General features: G+C 41.3%; 13 protein-coding genes and 2 tRNA genes. 7 read left to right on the forward strand and 8 right to left on the reverse strand.

The window, feature by feature from the left end; all coding sequences use genetic code 11:
• The 4 genes from KPY62_RS12310 to KPY62_RS12325 form a co-directional block, all read right to left on the reverse strand.
• Positions 1–462 carry a diacylglycerol kinase gene (locus KPY62_RS12310; protein WP_216583378.1) on the reverse strand — a complete coding sequence of 154 codons (462 nt, stop codon included), beginning with the start codon at positions 460–462 and terminating at the stop codon, positions 1–3.
• A 346-nt stretch (positions 463–808) separates the two neighbouring features.
• Positions 809–2,149 carry a sensor histidine kinase gene (locus tag KPY62_RS12315; protein ID WP_216582637.1) on the reverse strand — a complete coding sequence of 447 codons (1,341 nt, stop codon included), beginning with the start codon at positions 2,147–2,149 and terminating at the stop codon, positions 809–811.
• 128 nt (positions 2,150–2,277) lie between these two features.
• Complete coding sequence (locus tag KPY62_RS12320; protein ID WP_216583380.1) at positions 2,278–2,964, reverse strand: response regulator transcription factor; 687 nt, start codon at positions 2,962–2,964, stop codon at positions 2,278–2,280.
• A 182-nt stretch (positions 2,965–3,146) separates the two neighbouring features.
• On the reverse strand, positions 3,147–4,847 hold the full coding sequence (locus KPY62_RS12325; RefSeq protein ID WP_216582639.1) for a phosphoethanolamine transferase: 1,701 nt from the start codon (positions 4,845–4,847) through the stop codon (positions 3,147–3,149).
• Between the two features lie 283 nt (positions 4,848–5,130).
• Between KPY62_RS12325 and KPY62_RS12330 the strand changes: the two genes are divergently transcribed.
• Positions 5,131–5,616, forward strand: coding sequence for a hypothetical protein (locus KPY62_RS12330; protein WP_216582641.1), 486 nt, complete (start codon positions 5,131–5,133; stop codon positions 5,614–5,616).
• Positions 5,617–6,069: 453 nt separating this feature from the next.
• Here the strand turns inward: KPY62_RS12330 and KPY62_RS13975 are convergent, their stop codons facing one another.
• Positions 6,070–6,288 (reverse strand): hypothetical protein, encoded by a 219-nt coding sequence (locus tag KPY62_RS13975; RefSeq protein ID WP_216583382.1) that lies wholly within the window; start codon positions 6,286–6,288, stop codon positions 6,070–6,072.
• Between the two features lie 190 nt (positions 6,289–6,478).
• On the opposite strand from KPY62_RS13975, the gene KPY62_RS12340 reads away from it, so the two are divergent.
• Positions 6,479–7,222 (forward strand): hypothetical protein, encoded by a 744-nt coding sequence (locus KPY62_RS12340; RefSeq protein WP_216582643.1) that lies wholly within the window; start codon positions 6,479–6,481, stop codon positions 7,220–7,222.
• Positions 7,223–7,572: 350 nt separating this feature from the next.
• Here the strand turns inward: KPY62_RS12340 and KPY62_RS12345 are convergent, their stop codons facing one another.
• From KPY62_RS12345 to KPY62_RS12355, 3 genes are all read right to left on the reverse strand, one after another.
• A complete protein-coding gene (locus tag KPY62_RS12345; RefSeq protein ID WP_201622512.1) occupies positions 7,573–7,851 on the reverse strand; it encodes a peptidylprolyl isomerase in 279 nt (92 codons plus the stop codon).
• Between the two features lie 236 nt (positions 7,852–8,087).
• Positions 8,088–8,164, reverse strand: a tRNA-Asp gene (locus KPY62_RS12350).
• Positions 8,165–8,228: 64 nt separating this feature from the next.
• Positions 8,229–8,304, reverse strand: a tRNA-Val gene (locus tag KPY62_RS12355).
• Between the two features lie 504 nt (positions 8,305–8,808).
• Between KPY62_RS12355 and KPY62_RS12360 the strand changes: the two genes are divergently transcribed.
• From KPY62_RS12360 to KPY62_RS12380, 5 genes are all read left to right on the forward strand, one after another.
• The gene (locus KPY62_RS12360) at positions 8,809–10,470 is read left to right on the forward strand and encodes a cardiolipin synthase (RefSeq protein ID WP_216582645.1); all 1,662 of its coding nucleotides are present in this window, start codon (positions 8,809–8,811) and stop codon (positions 10,468–10,470) included.
• A 233-nt stretch (positions 10,471–10,703) separates the two neighbouring features.
• Complete coding sequence (locus KPY62_RS12365; RefSeq protein WP_216582647.1) at positions 10,704–12,320, forward strand: 3-deoxy-D-manno-octulosonic acid transferase; 1,617 nt, start codon at positions 10,704–10,706, stop codon at positions 12,318–12,320.
• Between the two features lie 110 nt (positions 12,321–12,430).
• Entirely contained in the window at positions 12,431–13,207 is a 777-nt protein-coding gene (locus KPY62_RS12370; protein WP_216582649.1) for a 16S rRNA (uracil(1498)-N(3))-methyltransferase, read from the forward strand.
• Positions 13,208–13,472: 265 nt separating this feature from the next.
• On the forward strand, positions 13,473–14,606 hold the full coding sequence (locus KPY62_RS12375) for an extracellular solute-binding protein (protein WP_216582651.1): 1,134 nt from the start codon (positions 13,473–13,475) through the stop codon (positions 14,604–14,606).
• An 88-nt stretch (positions 14,607–14,694) separates the two neighbouring features.
• A complete protein-coding gene (locus tag KPY62_RS12380; RefSeq protein ID WP_324033924.1) occupies positions 14,695–16,317 on the forward strand; it encodes an iron ABC transporter permease in 1,623 nt (540 codons plus the stop codon).
• Positions 16,318–16,398 lie beyond the last annotated feature (81 nt).

Below are 16,398 nucleotides of genomic sequence, written 5' to 3' on the forward strand. Positions count from 1 at the left end.
TCAATAGAATAGGCTTGATAAGGACAGCATCCATAAGACAAATATTAGTAGCAAGGTTAGAAATTGCGCAGCAGAACCGACGTCCTTGGCTATTTTGGCCAATGGATGTTGCTCTGTCGAAGTATGGTCAACGCAGGCTTCAATACCTGTATTGAATAGCTCAACGATCAAAGATAAAAAAGAGCTTATTAACAGCAGCATTTTTATAGGGATAGCGAAAGGCAGGAATATTATGGCAAGCAACAATAATAAGTTGAGCCAAAGCACTTGCCTGAAAGCCGCCTCAAATTTATAAGCCGCTTGGAAGCCGTCAATAGAATAGCCCGTAGCTTTAATAATACGAGAGACACCAGTTTTACCTTTAGCCTGACTAGCATAGCTATCGACTGCGAGTAATGGCTCAGCGGTTGCTGGAGCTAGACGGTCGCAATTGGTCTGTTGGTCATTGACAGGGGTAGACATAGGATTATCTTTGCTCATATTAAGGGCTTCACCATCATTAATAATCAGTATTACTGAGTATAAGACAGTGAGTATTAAGAAAGCGTTAAGACCTTGGGATGCTCGTCTATAACGAGCAGTTAGGGCGGAAGTCACAGGGGTAGGGTCAAGCTAGTGATATCAGCGACAGGCAATGCTAGTCACTGAGCAAGCAGGTTTGACAGCCAGTCAGTTTGAGAAGTAGTCATTTTTTAAGAGTAGTTGTTTTAAAAAGCAGTCAGTTTTTAGACATAGAAGCTTTCTAAAACAACTAGTGTTCTAAGATAGTCAATTTATGGCTATTATTTATAAAGATTATTTATAGCGGTTATTTATAATAAATAATAAAGGTACTGCCGCCAGTTTTATGGTCTTGATGGCTTAGCTGCCAGCCCATATGAGTCATGATACGTTGCACGATACTCAGTCCCAAACCGGTACCCTCTACGTTGCTACTAGTTGGCTCATCTAACAGCAAACCGTCAGCAGTTTGCTTAAAATTATGATCTAAGCGTTTAAATCTTTTATATAGTAGCGGCATCATAATCTCAGGAATACCTAGACCAGTATCAGTCACAGTGATTTTTCTATTATCGATAGTCACCATAACTTCCCCTTCATCCGTGTATTGAAAGGCGTTTTTTATTAAATTGCCTAAAGCCATTTTTAGTAGCTCAGGCCGCACTTCGGCTATGTAGTCTTGGTCTGCGACTACTGTACAAGTCACTGGTTTATACTTGAGTAAATATTGTAGGCGGGTCACTTCGCTATTGGCGATGCTATTGATAGAAGTTGGTGGCGCATCTAGTTGTTCAGGATTACGAGACAACAGTAATAAGGCACTGATAATCTCAGAGGTTTCTTTGGCAGTATTACTGATACGAGTGGTAAATTCACTCAAATAGCTATCTTCAGCCAACTGCGATGCCAGCACTTCTGAGGCACCCAAGATAATCGTTAATGGCGTGCGTAGCTCGTGGCTGACATCGCCGGTGAATAGCTGCTCACGTTTTAAGTACTCGGCCAGCTTATTATTCTGCTCATCAATTGCCCTTGCCAATACGCCAACTTCTGAGGGTAAGTGAGTCAATTCAGTTAAGTTTTGATGTTCAGTTTCTACTGCACGCTTCAGATCCAATAGCGGCTTAGTAATTTGCTTAGCCGATAAATGCGAGAATATCGCCGCAATAAGCAAACTTAAAATAACCGCGACTCTCAACGCATCGGCAAATATATCTTCTAAGTGCTCAAAAATTGCCAAAACAGGATAGTTTTCCATCACCATTTCTTTGTCTTCTAAATAAGTCAAGATATAAGCATGTTGGTTTTGTCGATAGGTAAAAAAATGTAGGTTAGTCTCAGAGGCACGCCCTTGATTATCGACGGTTACCTTTATCTCTTGCACAGTGTCGGTCGCTAAATTTCGTAACGATTCTGGCGCAGCGAGGTATTGATAGATTGTGATGCCTGGGTCGGCTTTATAAATGCTCTGTTCGCCATGCTGCTCTTGACTGAGCTGCAACTGTTGCAATAGACGCGCTTTTACTAACTCCTGCTCCATTCGAGTCTCAGCATACAAGAAAATACTGATAAAAGTCGCACACAGAAAAACCGTAAACACTAAGTAGGATAGTCGAAATTTATTAGTGATAGAGTCTAAGTTAAACATGGCAGTGACTTATTTAAAGGCTAAAAGTTAAAAGCTCAAAACACTATAGAGGGTTTAAAGCAGCTAGCGAGACGCTACCGGTAGTAGCTGCCGATAGCTGATAGCTGATAGCTGCTACTTATGGAGGTCTAAGAATGATCAGGATCAATGATCTGATAGCCAATACCAGCTATGGTTACTATCACTGGTACGGTAAACGGCTTATCGACTTGCGCGCGTACACTGTGTAAATGGGTACGCAAAGCATCACTATTCGGCGTGTCTTCTCCCCATACCCTCTCTTCAAGCTCGGCCTTGCTGACCACTCGCGGCGCAGCACTCATTAGTGTATGCATAATCTTAAACCCTGTTGGGGTTAGTTTTAGCAATTGACCTTCGCGTTTAAGACTGTGTTCAGCAGCATTAAGAGACAGCTTGCCTACTTCTATACTATGACCAAAATGCTCGTCTTGATGGCGACGTATTAAGGCTTTGATACGGGCTTCCAATTCAACCAGCGAGAAAGGTTTGACTAGATAATCATCAGCACCACTATCGAACCCTGCCACTTTATCTAAGATAGTATCGCGCGCGGTCAGCATTAATACTGGGGTCTTGTTATGGTGCTCTTCTCTAAGCTTTTTGCACAGTTTAGTACCATCCATACCAGGTAGCATCACGTCCAGCAAGATGACGTCATAAAGATTATTTGCGGCTAGCGCCAATCCGCTCAGTCCGTTATGAGCATTGTCAAGCTCAAAACCTTTTGGCTCAAAAAAAGCATAGATATTGGCCACGATATCGGGATTATCTTCAATGATAAGTATTTTATGCATCAGCGTGTTATCCATGAGCTTTCTATTAATAAGTGTTAATAAGTGTTAACAAGTATCAGTAACTGTTAGTAACTAGCCATTAGTATTAATAATGGCTATCTATCAACGACTAGGATGCGATTGATAACTAGTCTCTAGCAGTACGTCGACTCGACAAAGCTTAACCAAAACAAAACTAGCAGTTAATTAATCGAGTTAAAAAAGGTTGGCTCCGAATCAACTTCTTTAGTAGTAATCCCAAAAAAGTTAAGCAAAGTTGGAGTAATAAAATCATGTGATACTGGCTGGCTGGTCATATTAGCTAAGCGGCTAGCATCGATACTATTGTTTTTAGGAGACCAGACAATCACGGGCACTTTCTTTTGTGCCTCTGGTGCAATATTGTAGGGCATGCCATGTAAATAGATATTATTCTCCCCCAAACTCTCCCCATGATCACTAATGTATACCATCACTACTTGATAGTCTTGCTGATAAGGCTTTAGAGTATCGATAATGGAATTTAAGAAATAATCAGTGTAACGAATAGCATTATCGTAACCGTTAATAACGGACTGATCATCACATTTAGACAGCTCGTTAGTCATACAGACAGGTTTATAGTATTCAAACTGTTTGGGATAACGTTGGTAATAAGCAGGCCCATGATTGCCCATTTGATGCAGCACAATAAGGGTATCTTGAGGTTTAGCCGCTGATTTAACTAGTTTGTCGAAACCATCAAGCATACCGATATCACGACACTCAATATCACAATCAGGGTTTTTTTCAGCGGTTTTGTAGTCCTCAAAATTAACTCGATCTGCTACCCCTTTGGAGCTGGAGTTATTGTCACGCCAAACCACATTGACGCCTTGCTTACTAAGCGTGTCTAAGACGTTTTCGTTATAATCAGCAGTATCAGGGTCGTAGTCTTCACGATTAGCATAGCTAAACATACAAGGCACTGAATAAGCAGTGGAAGTGCCGCAAGAAGCTGCGTCTTTAAAGCTATAAATGTCTGGCTGGCTGGCAAGTAAGGGCATAGTATCGCGCTGATAGCCATTGAGACCAACGTGATCGGAACGAACCGTTTCACCGACGACGAACACCATCAATTTAGGTTTGGCTGTACCACTGACGGCTGTACTACGTTTGGCATCAGTAGCATGCAGTATCATAGTGTCAGGGCGGCGTAACTCATCGACATAGTCGATACCTAATTTGATCACTGAATAAACAGGGGTGATCGGATTAGTATAACTACGTACTAATTTATGCTGACGAAAAAAGGTGGCGTATTGATCACCAAAAGGCAGCAGGCATACTGCAATTAGAGCAATAGCTGCTATCAGCGTCGCTGTCTTTTGTATTACTGCTCGACCCATAGTGTGACGCTCTAGGCGAACCTTGCTAATAATAAAAGCTGGTAATATACCTAGTAACAACAGCCGGATAACAAAGCTCGGTGCCATCAATCCCATAGCTTCTGCTTGATCGGTCTGCAAGCTGTTCGTCAACATATCAGAACCAAATACTGTTCCATAGTTATCAGTAAAATAACCACATACTGCCGCAGTTAATACCATGAAGATAAGCACTGTTTTTGCCGTAGGGCGATAGCATAGCAGCTGAAACAGCAACCACATTAACCCAAACAATATGCCAGTAAGAGAAACTATAAAGCCGATATTTTCAGCAAACGGATAAATAGCCAATACTTGCTCAAAGAAACCGATATTGGCGCTAGCCACTAAATATAAGGTAACTACTATAATCAGGTGTGCCAAATGGATCTGACGATTATAGAGTCGGCTTTTAATGCTAGTTACAGCAGCCGTTTTACTAAGGTTTACAGCACTATCTTGTGGCATACTTGGATTATTAACGGGTTGTTTTGACATCCATGGACTTCTTAATAGAATGGGAGAGGGCTTCATTTTCTAAGGTAGCAAGTACCTTGTTAAGAAGATGTTAAGTAGGCTAAGAAGTATCCTCATTACAAAAAAATATCATTTAATAGCGTTAAAATGTTCATATTCTAAGGTCAGATTACTTGGATTAGCAAAGTTTATCTCACTTTTATCCTTGTCATGCTATTGAGGGCAAGTTATAGATTAAAGAAGTGGGTGGCAAATAATTCTAATTCATATTTGATAGTTTAAAAACCAATAGGGAGCTGCTCCAATGTCTATTAAGAAATGGCTTGTTATTTTGCCTATGATGTTAGGGTCTATTAGTGCAATGGCTATGGTCGGTGAAGTTGCTGGCGATACCACTTGCAGCACAGTATCGTTAATCAATAAAAAATTACTCAAAAAAACACCTTGTAGCTTTGCGGGTGCTATAGGTGCCAGCCTAGTTTATTCGGTTCAGCAGCTTGATTTTACAACCGATTCTCATGAAAATTTCTCTACTGTTAATAACGCTACTTTTAGATTTGGTGATGATGCAGAGATGTTTGATCTTGAAGAAACTATAAGTCTTAATGATAAGCCAGCAGAAGTAATAAAGCTGGACTCACGTACCCTAAAGCGCCTAAAACAAGCTGAAATGGATAGAATTTATAAAAGAAAAAATCCTGATTTTTCTAACGTTTTACACTGCTTTAAACCTATCAAAAACAGCACGGCTTTTTGTGTTCCTTATGGCCTAATCTATGGTATGTCTTAGTAAATTAGCTATTAATAGTTTGTTTATCCGTCTAAATTAGTCTGTTTTACTAGTTAATAGGTGGTTCTATTCTGACCTTGAGTGCTCATTGAGCAAAGCTTTTTTGACAAGTATCTATAGTTGTTGCAAAGATAAGCCATTTATTCAACCATAATACATTTATCAGAGCACTTCATACTTCAATTTTGCTAACTGCTAACCTTTATACTTTTTATGCTGTTAGATTAATTCTATAGTATCTAAAATCTTTAATCATACTTATAATACTTTTAATGCAAAGTTAAGATCATTTGTACAGAGTTTTACTATTATTATAAGCCCAAAGGCCCTTTCGTTTTATTTGTTCTTCATTTGAAACGTTACTTTTGTGAAAGCTATTTGCCAAAACTATCCACTATAAAAAAACCCAAGCAATTAGTACTTGGATTTTGACCAGCTTAAACTTGTTAGTGCTTATTTAGTACTAATAACGTCCCAAGTTCCAAATTTGCCGTCACCGTTTTTGTCGCCAGGTTTAGTATCGTTAGCATAGAAGTACAAAGGCTTACCATTCATCGCGCACTGGTATTTGTTATCTTCACGTTGGATAGTAGAGAACTGACCTTTAGTGTTTGAAGCTTGTACAGCTACAGTAGAGGTGTTAGCGGTAAAGAAACGGCCATAGGCAAAAATTAGAGTATTAGCTGTAAACTGCTAGTGCACCTTAACGACTTCTTAATTTATGAAGGATTATTCTAACAGTCAGAGCATACCTGATTCTGGGGTGCTGACTGTCAATGATCGCTGTTAAGGAGGTTTTGTTAACACTCAATCTTTAGTTTCATCTCATACACCTGCCCCCGTCGGTTCTTCTGCCCAGGGTATGTGGAATAAAGTACCGCAGATTACCTTTATATTTTGGCTGATCAAGATGATGTTGACGACAGTTGGGGAGACCGCGGCTGATTATCTAAATTTTAACTATAAGCTTGGCTTGCCCCTTACTTCATTAATCATGGCTGTGATGTTCCTTATAGCGCTGACGGTCCAACTCAGAGCCGATCGCTATATTCCTTGGAAGTACTGGCTTACCGTAGTGTTTGTTAGCATTTTAGGCACTTTAATCACCGATAACATGACAGATAATATGGGCATTCCATTAGCGGTGTCTACGATTGGATTTAGTATTATATTAGCTACGGTATTCGCACTCTGGTACGCCCGTGAAAAGACCTTATCGATTCATCATATCAATAGTCTAGCGCGTGAAGGGTACTATTGGGTGGCTATATTGGCGACCTTTGCCTTAGGAACGGCAGCGGGAGACTGGTTTGCTGAAGGGTTGCAACTGGGTTATCAGACTTCTACCCTAATTTTTGCTGCGGCCATTGCCTTAATAGCTATTGCCTTTTATACCTTAAAAATCAATAGCGTCTTATACTTTTGGTTAGCTTATATCATAACTCGGCCTTTAGGCGCTGCTTTGGGAGATTGGTTGTCTCAGCCTGTCAAAAATGGTGGCTTAGGATTGGGTGTAACTAGCATCAGCTTGCTATTTTTAGCGATGATCATAGTGTTAGTCGGGCTAGAGAGCTACAGAGCACATCAGAGTCAGCTTGAGCGCTAGTAGCCTTGGCGACTAAATTTTTAGTATTGATGCTTTTGTAAGCCCCAGTATACGACTCATAGTAAAGTATTGCTAAATACTAAAGCACGCTTAAAGCTTAGCCAAAACTGCCATCACTCACTAGATAAACAGTAGCAATAACCTTATAAATGGTAGGGTTGAGACAAAATCAAACTTGCATAAACAAAAGACCCCAAGTAAATGAGTACTTGAGGTAAGATTTTCTTAAAATCAAAAGGCTAGACCACTAAATTCTGCAAATTAGCCTTAAGATCTATAAGGCTCTAATAATCCTATAAGGTTCTGATAATAAAGCTATCAATGGGTTTATTCGATAAGGGTTTTAACCATTAGGTTCTGTAAAGCACTTTAACCACATGCCAGCCAAATTTGGTTTTTACTAAATGCGGGGTGAAAAGTTTGCCGCTGAAGCAGACCTTATCAAATGGCTGTACCATTTGGCCTTGTTTAAACTCACCTAAGCTGCCGCCTTTTTTAGCGGAGGGGCAGGTTGAGTGTTTTTTAGCCAACACATCAAACTGGGCGCCTTTTTTGAGTTTGGCAATAATGTCGTCAGCCAGTTCTTTGTCTTTGACTAAAATATGTAATGCGCTAGCCATACGAGCCATGATGTAAACCTTTTATAAAATATCGATTATCAGGTCATTATATCACTACTTACTTTAGTTGCTAAACTCAGTTGGGTACCCTAATAGCGGAAGCTCAGCTTTTGTAACGTTTAAGGCTAGTAGTTCAAACCAAAACCATACTTACCCTAAATTGCAAACACAAAAAAACCTCAAGTAAACTAATACTTGAGGTTGAAACTTTGCTTAAACTTAAAAAGCTAACTAAGTTTTAAATATGGCGCAGCGGACGGGACTCGAACCCGCGACCCCCGGCGTGACAGGCCGGTATTCTAACCAACTGAACTACCGCTGCTAAGGTCGTTTTAGTTTATTTAACCACCCAGTGTACTACTTATGAGTAACACTATACTAAATAGTGGTGGGTGATGACGGATTCGAACCGCCGACATTCTGCGTGTAAGGCAGACGCTCTACCAACTGAGCTAATCACCCTGAAGAGCGTGTAAAAAAAGCACTGCTTTTTTAGCTCTGCAAGAGAAAATACCTTAAAGGGAATTTTCTAGTTTTTTGCGTTAAAAAATTGCACTGCAATTTTAGGTTCGCAAGAGAAATTTACTTAAAGGTAAATTTCCTAAAGGTCTAAACAGCTAAAGTTGTCACCCTCTAACCTCTCAAAACCTCCAACAGCTAACAACTAATTAAAGCCCCTTGCTGTGGGTGTGTATTATATAGAAATACATTGCCCTGTCAAACAGTATTTCATCTAATTTTGAAGATATTTATTTTAACCCTTTAAGGTGTTGTAAATTAAGCTATTAATTCGACCTTAGACTTGGCTATTGTACCTGCCACCAAAGCTACTATACTATGAGTGTTTAAATTATGAGTGTTTAAACTATCGGTATTTAAACTATCGGTGTTTAAAGTACCCCCACATTTCTACTAATTGAAGTAGGACTCTCAATTTACTTTAATGGCTATTGCTATCGCAAGCTCATGGAGACTGACATAAATCCCATCGTTACCCAGCAACAGCTTAACCCTTGGTCTTGGATCGACTTCGCCGGGCTAGGTCTAATATTGCATATCATTGTCATGGTGGTCATGACCCTACGTATTGTCTCAGTACAACGCAATATTGGGGTGGCAATCGCTTGGATTGCTGTGCTATATACTTTACCAGCGGTAGGCTTACTCTCTTATTTACTGCTTGGGGAGCCGATGATTGGTCGCCGCTATCGTCAGCGTATGCAGCAAGCGCAAATAATGACTAATAATATGGCAGCACGTGAACGTTTGGTGCTCGATCAAGGCCAAAGTCTATTGCCAGATAATTATCGTGGTGTTAGTCGTATTGGCACACGCTGGACAGGGTTTGGGGTATATCCCGATCATCAAATGCAACTGCTAACTTCTCCGAAAACGATTTTTGAGCGCATAATTGCTGACATCAATGAGGCTAAGCGCAGTATTCTGATAGAGTTTTATATTATCTATCCTAAAGGTCAAGTTCTCGATGTGTTAAAAGCTATAGAGGCGGCGGCGCAGCGCGGAGTAGAATGTCATATCTTAGTAGACAGCGTTGGTAGCTTTAGTTTTTTTAATAGCTTTGAACATAAGGCGCTAGAGCGAGCAGGGGTGTTAGTCCATCAATCATTACCAGTAGGGCTATTCAAAACTTTATTTAAGCGCTCTGATTTGCGCAACCATCGCAAAATAGTAGTTATCGATGAAAATATTGGCTATACCGGTAGTTTTAATCTGATTGACCCTAAGTTTTTTAAACAAGATAAGAATGTTGGCCAATGGATAGATGTGATGATTCGTATTGTCAGTCACCAGCCGATTAGTATTGCAACAGCGATGGCCAAAGTGGTGATTACCGATATTGGTGCAGAGAATAAAGATAATTTGGCTGCCCTGCATCACCGGATGAATACTTATACTCGTAAGCTTTATGTGCTACCGCCGACCATTAATGATATTGACAGACGTAGTCAAGTGACCAAGCAACCCAATGACCAGCTGGACTATCATGCAGAAATTCTGGGCTTGCAACCGTTAAAAGGCACGACTTCTATTGCGATTGCGCAGATGCCAGTAGTCAAAAACGTCACCGCACAACTAATTCCTTCGGCTCCGCAAGTGACTGCTCATGTGATTTATAGCACTTTAGTGACTATTATTCACCGTGCCAATAAACGCATTCAAATCACTACCCCTTATTTCGTGCCTGATGAAGCTTTATCGGGTGCACTAATAACAGCAGCTAAGCGCGGTTTAGAGGTCATCATCATTATCCCTGAAAAGGTGGATTCATTTTTAGTACAGCATGCTTCGCAATCTTATTATCAAGAGCTGTTAGAGGCAGGGGTAAAGATTGCTTTGTTTAAAGGCGGTTTACTGCATGCAAAAATGGTAGTGATAGATGATGATTACTGCCTGTTTGGTACCGTTAATATTGATATGCGCAGTTTTTATTTAAACATGGAAGTCAGTTTGGCTATCTATAGTGCAGAGATGGTGGCGCAGATAGCCGATTGTCAGCATTCTTATTTACAGAACTGTCGGCTTTTAAGCTTGGAGGAATGGGAGCAACGTCAGGGTTATCAGCGCTTATTCGATAATCTAGTGCGGCTATTTAGTCCGTTATTGTAGCGCTGGATATTTTAGGGTAAGGTAACCCTACCTAGCATTGGCCTTTTATGCTGGTCGAGTATTGGCTAAGCAATGGCAATATATACCGCAGTGCTTATGAGTACTTCTACGATTATTTCTATGATTATTGCTCTGTGACTTTTTTATCTATAATGGTTTACTTATAACTGTTTTTCTCCGATTGTTGTCTATGATGATCTTACTGACTTTCTCTTATTAATTTAGGCTTGTACATGCCATCTTCTGATATACCACCTGTAAAACTAGCAGCTGATGCTAAGCGATTCGGCGTTGCCGCTCAGTCAGCACCTTTGACCAGTGACTCATCCAAGCAATTGTCTTTGAGCAAGCGTAGCCCTAGCCAACCACCTTGGTATTATCGAATGGCTATCGGTGTATTAAAGCCTTTATACCGCCTGCAAGTATGGAGAAGATCGCATCAGCGTGACAACTATCAGCAAGAGGTTGCCCAGCGTTTTGGTAAGCACTATCCATTACGTCCGCAAGCTAGTGCTAGTCAGCGCCTTATCTGGTGTCATGCGGTATCTTTGGGCGAAACCAACACGGTTGCGCCGCTATTAGATGCGCTACTGGCAAAAGGCTATAAAATTTGGCTGACTAACACTACCCAAACTGGCTTTGCTCGTGGTGCCAGTCTTTTTGCTAATGAAATAGCGCAAGGGACTTTAGCTCATAGTTACGTGCCGGTGGACAGTCCGGCGGTAATCGAAACCTTCTTAGCGCATGTGCAGCCAGCAGCAGCGCTATTTGTCGAGACTGAGCTGTGGGCAAATATTTTAACTAAGCTCTCTGAGCATAATATTCCTAGTATCTTAGTTAATGGTCGACTGTCTGCGGCTTCCTTTCAGCGTTATCAGAAGATTGGTGCGGTTAGTGCCAGTATGATGAGTAACCTAACTTTAATTATCGCGCAAGATGAAGAGTCAGCCCAGCGCTTTCATAAACTAGGTGCTGATAGCTCGCAAATTCGCGTTACTGGCTCGCTTAAGTGGCTGATTAACACCCCAAAGCTTGTCAGCAGTCCTGAGCAACATTCGCTATCGGCATCATTTAACCCTCAGCCAAAAGCAAAGCTAACTAATCGGCTAATTAATGAGCTACAAGCTTTGGTAGCTAAGAAAGAGCGTCCGATTTGGCTAGCGGCTAGTACTCATAGTGGTGAGGAGAGAGCTGCGATTGCCTTGCACAAGCAACTGCTATCTGATCCTACTATGACCAATAGCTTATTGATAATAGTACCTAGACACCCAGAGCGCTTTGATGAAGTGGCTACTATTATAAAAAAATCAGAGCTACAGATGGCGCGGCGCAGTGCTAATGAGACTATTACAGCGCAGACGCAAGTCTATCTAGCTGATAGCATGGGGGAGCTGATGCAATGGTATGCACTAGCCGATGTGGCTTTAGTGGGTGGCTCATTGGTCGATATTGGTGGGCACAACCCAGTAGAGCCTGCCAGTGTAGCCACCCCTGTACTGATTGGCCAATATACGCAATCTTGTCAAAGCGTTGTTGATCAGCTGGCGAGCGTAGGGGCGCTGTACCAACCCAATAACAATTTCTATGAAAAAGTGTCTAATAGTGAACAACCAGTCATTCATAACCAGCCCTCCCCAGATCATCCCGCAGCTAGCTTAGAAAGCACTGGGGATACCGATCTTATGGTGCTTATTTATAAGCAATTACAGTTTTGGCTTAGTCACCCACAGTCAGCTAAGCTGGCGGGCGCTGCAGGAGAGCAGTTAACCGCTGACCAGCAGTCAATACTGAGGCAACAATTGACTATGATCGAAGAGGTGGTTGAGCAGTTTGCTGTGAATTTACCTTAGTTGATACTGAGCGACAACCTTAGCCTACGCCACTATCATTGCTGCACGGTTTTATTTTTTAAACACAGATTGCTCTAAATAGAGCTTCTTCTAACCAGATATGATTGACTATGAACTGCATTTTATTACCAGCCGCTAACTTTTCTCATCCTTATGCTTATATCAATACGGCGTCCCAAATAGAGCATGTCAATAAAGTATTAGGCGCGCAAATAGGTGATACGCTCAAGATTGGTGAGCTAGGCGCTAATCTTGGTACAGCGGTTATCGATAGCATAACAGCGGATAAAATTCAGCTCAGTGCAGTAGTATTAAACAGCGCACCCCCTGCAAAGCTTGATGTCACAGTGATTTTGGCTTTGCCACGACCTAAAGTATTACGGCGTTTAATTATAGACATGACCGCTCTTGGTGTAGGTCATATCATACTTATCAATAGCTACCGTACGCAAAAAAGCTACTGGCAAAGTCCCATGCTTGCTAGGTTGGATGAGTTTGTATTGGAAGGCTTGCAGCAAGGGGTTGACACTATAGCGCCAACTATTAGTCTAAAAAAACGCTTTAAGCCTTTTGTAGAAGATGAGTTAGCCAGTTTAATAACTTCTGGTGCTATCGTAGCCCACCCTTATACCGAGCTGACCTTAGCTAACTATTTGCAACAGCAGCAAGTAGCCTCTTTTGCAGCTTCAACACCATCATTGTCTGCCAATACAGTAAATAAATCGTTGCCAACAGTGGTTTGTATTGGCGCTGAAGGAGGCTGGATTGACTACGAGATTGAGCTATTAGCGAAGCAAGGCTGCCAAGCCGTCAGTATTGGTCCACGGATACTACGAACCGAAGCAGCGGTTAACGTCATCATGGGGCAGTGGTTATTGCACTGTTAATTTTAGAGCATTGAGCGTGATGTGATTAAATAGTATATAAAAATAAAATAGCCTCAATAACAGCGTTTTTAGCAGTAGGTAAATAGCCAGTATAAAGGGTATTTTTTGGGTCAAACAAATGTATTGATAATTAATCTCATTTGTATTAGTATATTATTTTTACTTTTTGACACTTCTCATTAGCAAACTTTGGCTTCGATGGTTAACAGCAGATCAGCTATCGTAGCAATCATTTATTGTTTTTTGCCTTACTTTGGAGACATCTATGTCGTTGAATACGCTCGTTGCACCATTATCTTTTGCACGTCCTGCCAAAGCGACTTTATCGGTTGCCATATTCAGCTTAATGTTAGGGTTAGTTGGTTGTCAAAAAGCCGAAACTCCTGAGCAAACTGAGAGTACAACAGCTGACGAGACTGCGGTTGTAGATACGGCTACTGAGGGTACAGCGACTGTAGCTAACGGTGAAGTAGTGACTATCTATTCGTCACGCAATGAGCAGCTAATCAAACCATTGTTAGATAAATATACTGAAGAGACTGGAGTGAAAATCGAGCTAGTCACTGACAAAACTGGTCCATTGATGGCACGTTTGCAAGCTGAAGGCAAAAATACTCCAGCCGATATGCTATTAACAGTAGATGCTGGTAACTTATGGCAAGCGGCAGAACAAGGGCTATTACAGCCAGTGACTTCAAGTGTTTTGGAGACTAATGTCCCAGCCAAATATCGTGATCCAAAAGGTCTGTGGACTGGGTTATCATTGCGCGCTCGTACTATCTTTTATGACCCAAGCAAAGTAGAAGCATCACAGCTATCAACGTATGCTGACTTGGCTGATCCGAAATGGAAAGGTAAGCTGTGTCTACGTACTTCAAACTCGGTCTATAACCAGTCATTAGTGGCAAGTATGATAGAGAATCTAGGTGAAGAAAAAACTGAACAAGTCATTCGTGGCTGGGTAGCTAACTTAGCTACTGATGTGTTTAGTGATGATACTAGTATGCTTGAGGCGGTTGCTGCTGGTCAATGTGAAGTGGCCGTTGCTAACAGTTATTACTACGGCCGTCTATTTGATGAAAAGCCTGATTTCCCAGTACAAATATTTTGGGCTAATCAAGATACTTCTGGTACTCATGTCAATATTTCTGGAGCTGGAGTCATTGCTAACTCTGATAACCCAAGTGGTGCGCTAAAGCTTATGGAATGGTTATCCTCAGATGCTGCACAAGGTATCTATGCTAGTTCTGATAAAGAATTCCCAGTAAAAGAAGGTGTTGATAAATCAGAGCTGCTCAAGTCATGGGGTGAGTTCAAGCAAGATAGCATTAACGTACAAAAATTTGGCTCACTACAGACTAAAGCTATTCAAATGATGGATAAAGCCGGTTATAAATAATAAGTTTTTTAGGTATGAGAGGGCATTAATTATATGATGATAGTTTATAATAACTGTCCCAAAAACACCTGCCAATCGAGATAATATTGTGAGTGACGATCAAGCAGTCAGCCAAGATCATACCTTAAGCCGCCGTATACTATCGAAATCAGTCCTAGGACTGATTTCGTTGTTTATGTTAGTGCCGATTATTGTTGTTTTATTTTCTTGGACACAGCCAGTTTCTGATATCTGGATACATATGCGTGAGTATGTGTTGCCACAAGTGCTAAAGAATACTGCCATTCTATTAATGATGGTGACGGTAATCTCTGGCGGTCTTGGTACTGCCCTGGCTTGGGTTACAAGCATGTACCGCTTCCCTGGACAGCGGTTTTTTGCTTGGGCTTTAATGATGCCATTAGCGATACCTGCTTATGTTCTTGCTTTCGTAACTATCGGTATTGTTGACTTTAGCGGGCCATTACAGACTGGATTGCGCGACTTAGGAATCACTACGGCTATTCCTTCTGTACGTAATATTTGGGGTGCAGGTTTAGTACTATCGCTAGCTTTTTATCCTTACGTATATCTACTGGCACGGCAAGCCTTTTTGTCGCAAGGCAGGCGAGCGATTGAAGCAGGGCAGATGCTAGGATTAAGTCGCAGTCGGATATTTTTTCGTTTAGCTTTACCACAAGCGCTGCCTTGGATTATTGGTGGGTTACTACTCGCTACTATGGAAACCTTAGCAGACTTTGGTGCGGTATCAGTATTTAATATTGATACTTTTACTACTGCTATTTACAAAGCATGGTTTGGTTTTTTTAGTCTGACTACGGCTGCTCAATTAGCCGCTTTACTGATCGGCGTGATATTTATTGTAGTATTGTTTGAACAATATTGGCAGGCTCGACGTGGTAAATCACTCACTCAAGGCAATAACCGCCGCTTTGAGACTAGCAAAAGTGCTAAATTAGGGATGAGCTTGCTTTGTACTAGCGTATTCTTACTTGCTTTTCTGATTCCATTTTTGCAGTTGGTTTATTGGACGGCGATAAATTTTCGGCAAGATTTTGATGCCCGTTATATCGATTTTGTGACTAATAGTTTACTTATTGCTAGTATGACCACCTTGTTTATAGCGGTATTAGCTATTATTATTGCTTGGACAAAACGGCAGTATCCAGATCAAAGCACTAAGCTAATGACCACTTTAGCTACTTTGGGTTATGTGGTGCCGGGAACTGTATTGGCGGTTGGGGTATTTATTCCCATAGCTTGGCTAGATAATCAGCTAATTGCGCTTAGTATCACCTCAGAGCAAGTGTTATCGGGTAGCGTCATTGTGATGCTTCTAGCACTATCGACCCGCTTTATGACCGTTAGCTTTCAGCCAGTAGACCGGCAGTTACAACGTTTGACCGTTAATACTGAGGCTGCTGCTGAGTTACTGAGTGACAGTCCACTACAACGTTGGCGCCATGTCGTGTTGCCGGTGCTCAGTCCTGGTGTGCTTACCGCATTATTAATGGGGTTTGTAGAAGTAATGAAAGAGATGCCCATCACTTTGATGACTCGTCGACAAGGCTGGGATACGTTGGCAGTACGAGTGTTTGAGATGACTAGTGAGGGCATGTGGGGACGAGCGGCATTGCCCAGTTTATTAATCGTTATGGTTGGTATTATTCCGGTTTGGATACTACTACGCCAGAGCGACAAAAACAGCTAAAGTTAGGATTAAATTATTTCGTTGCTGTTGTTTTGTTACTATTATTTATTGCTACTTATTCAGTTATTGCTTACTTGCGCC

The sequence above is a fragment of the Psychrobacter sp. TAE2020 genome, from assembly GCF_018919485.1.
Classification (GTDB): domain Bacteria; phylum Pseudomonadota; class Gammaproteobacteria; order Pseudomonadales; family Moraxellaceae; genus Psychrobacter.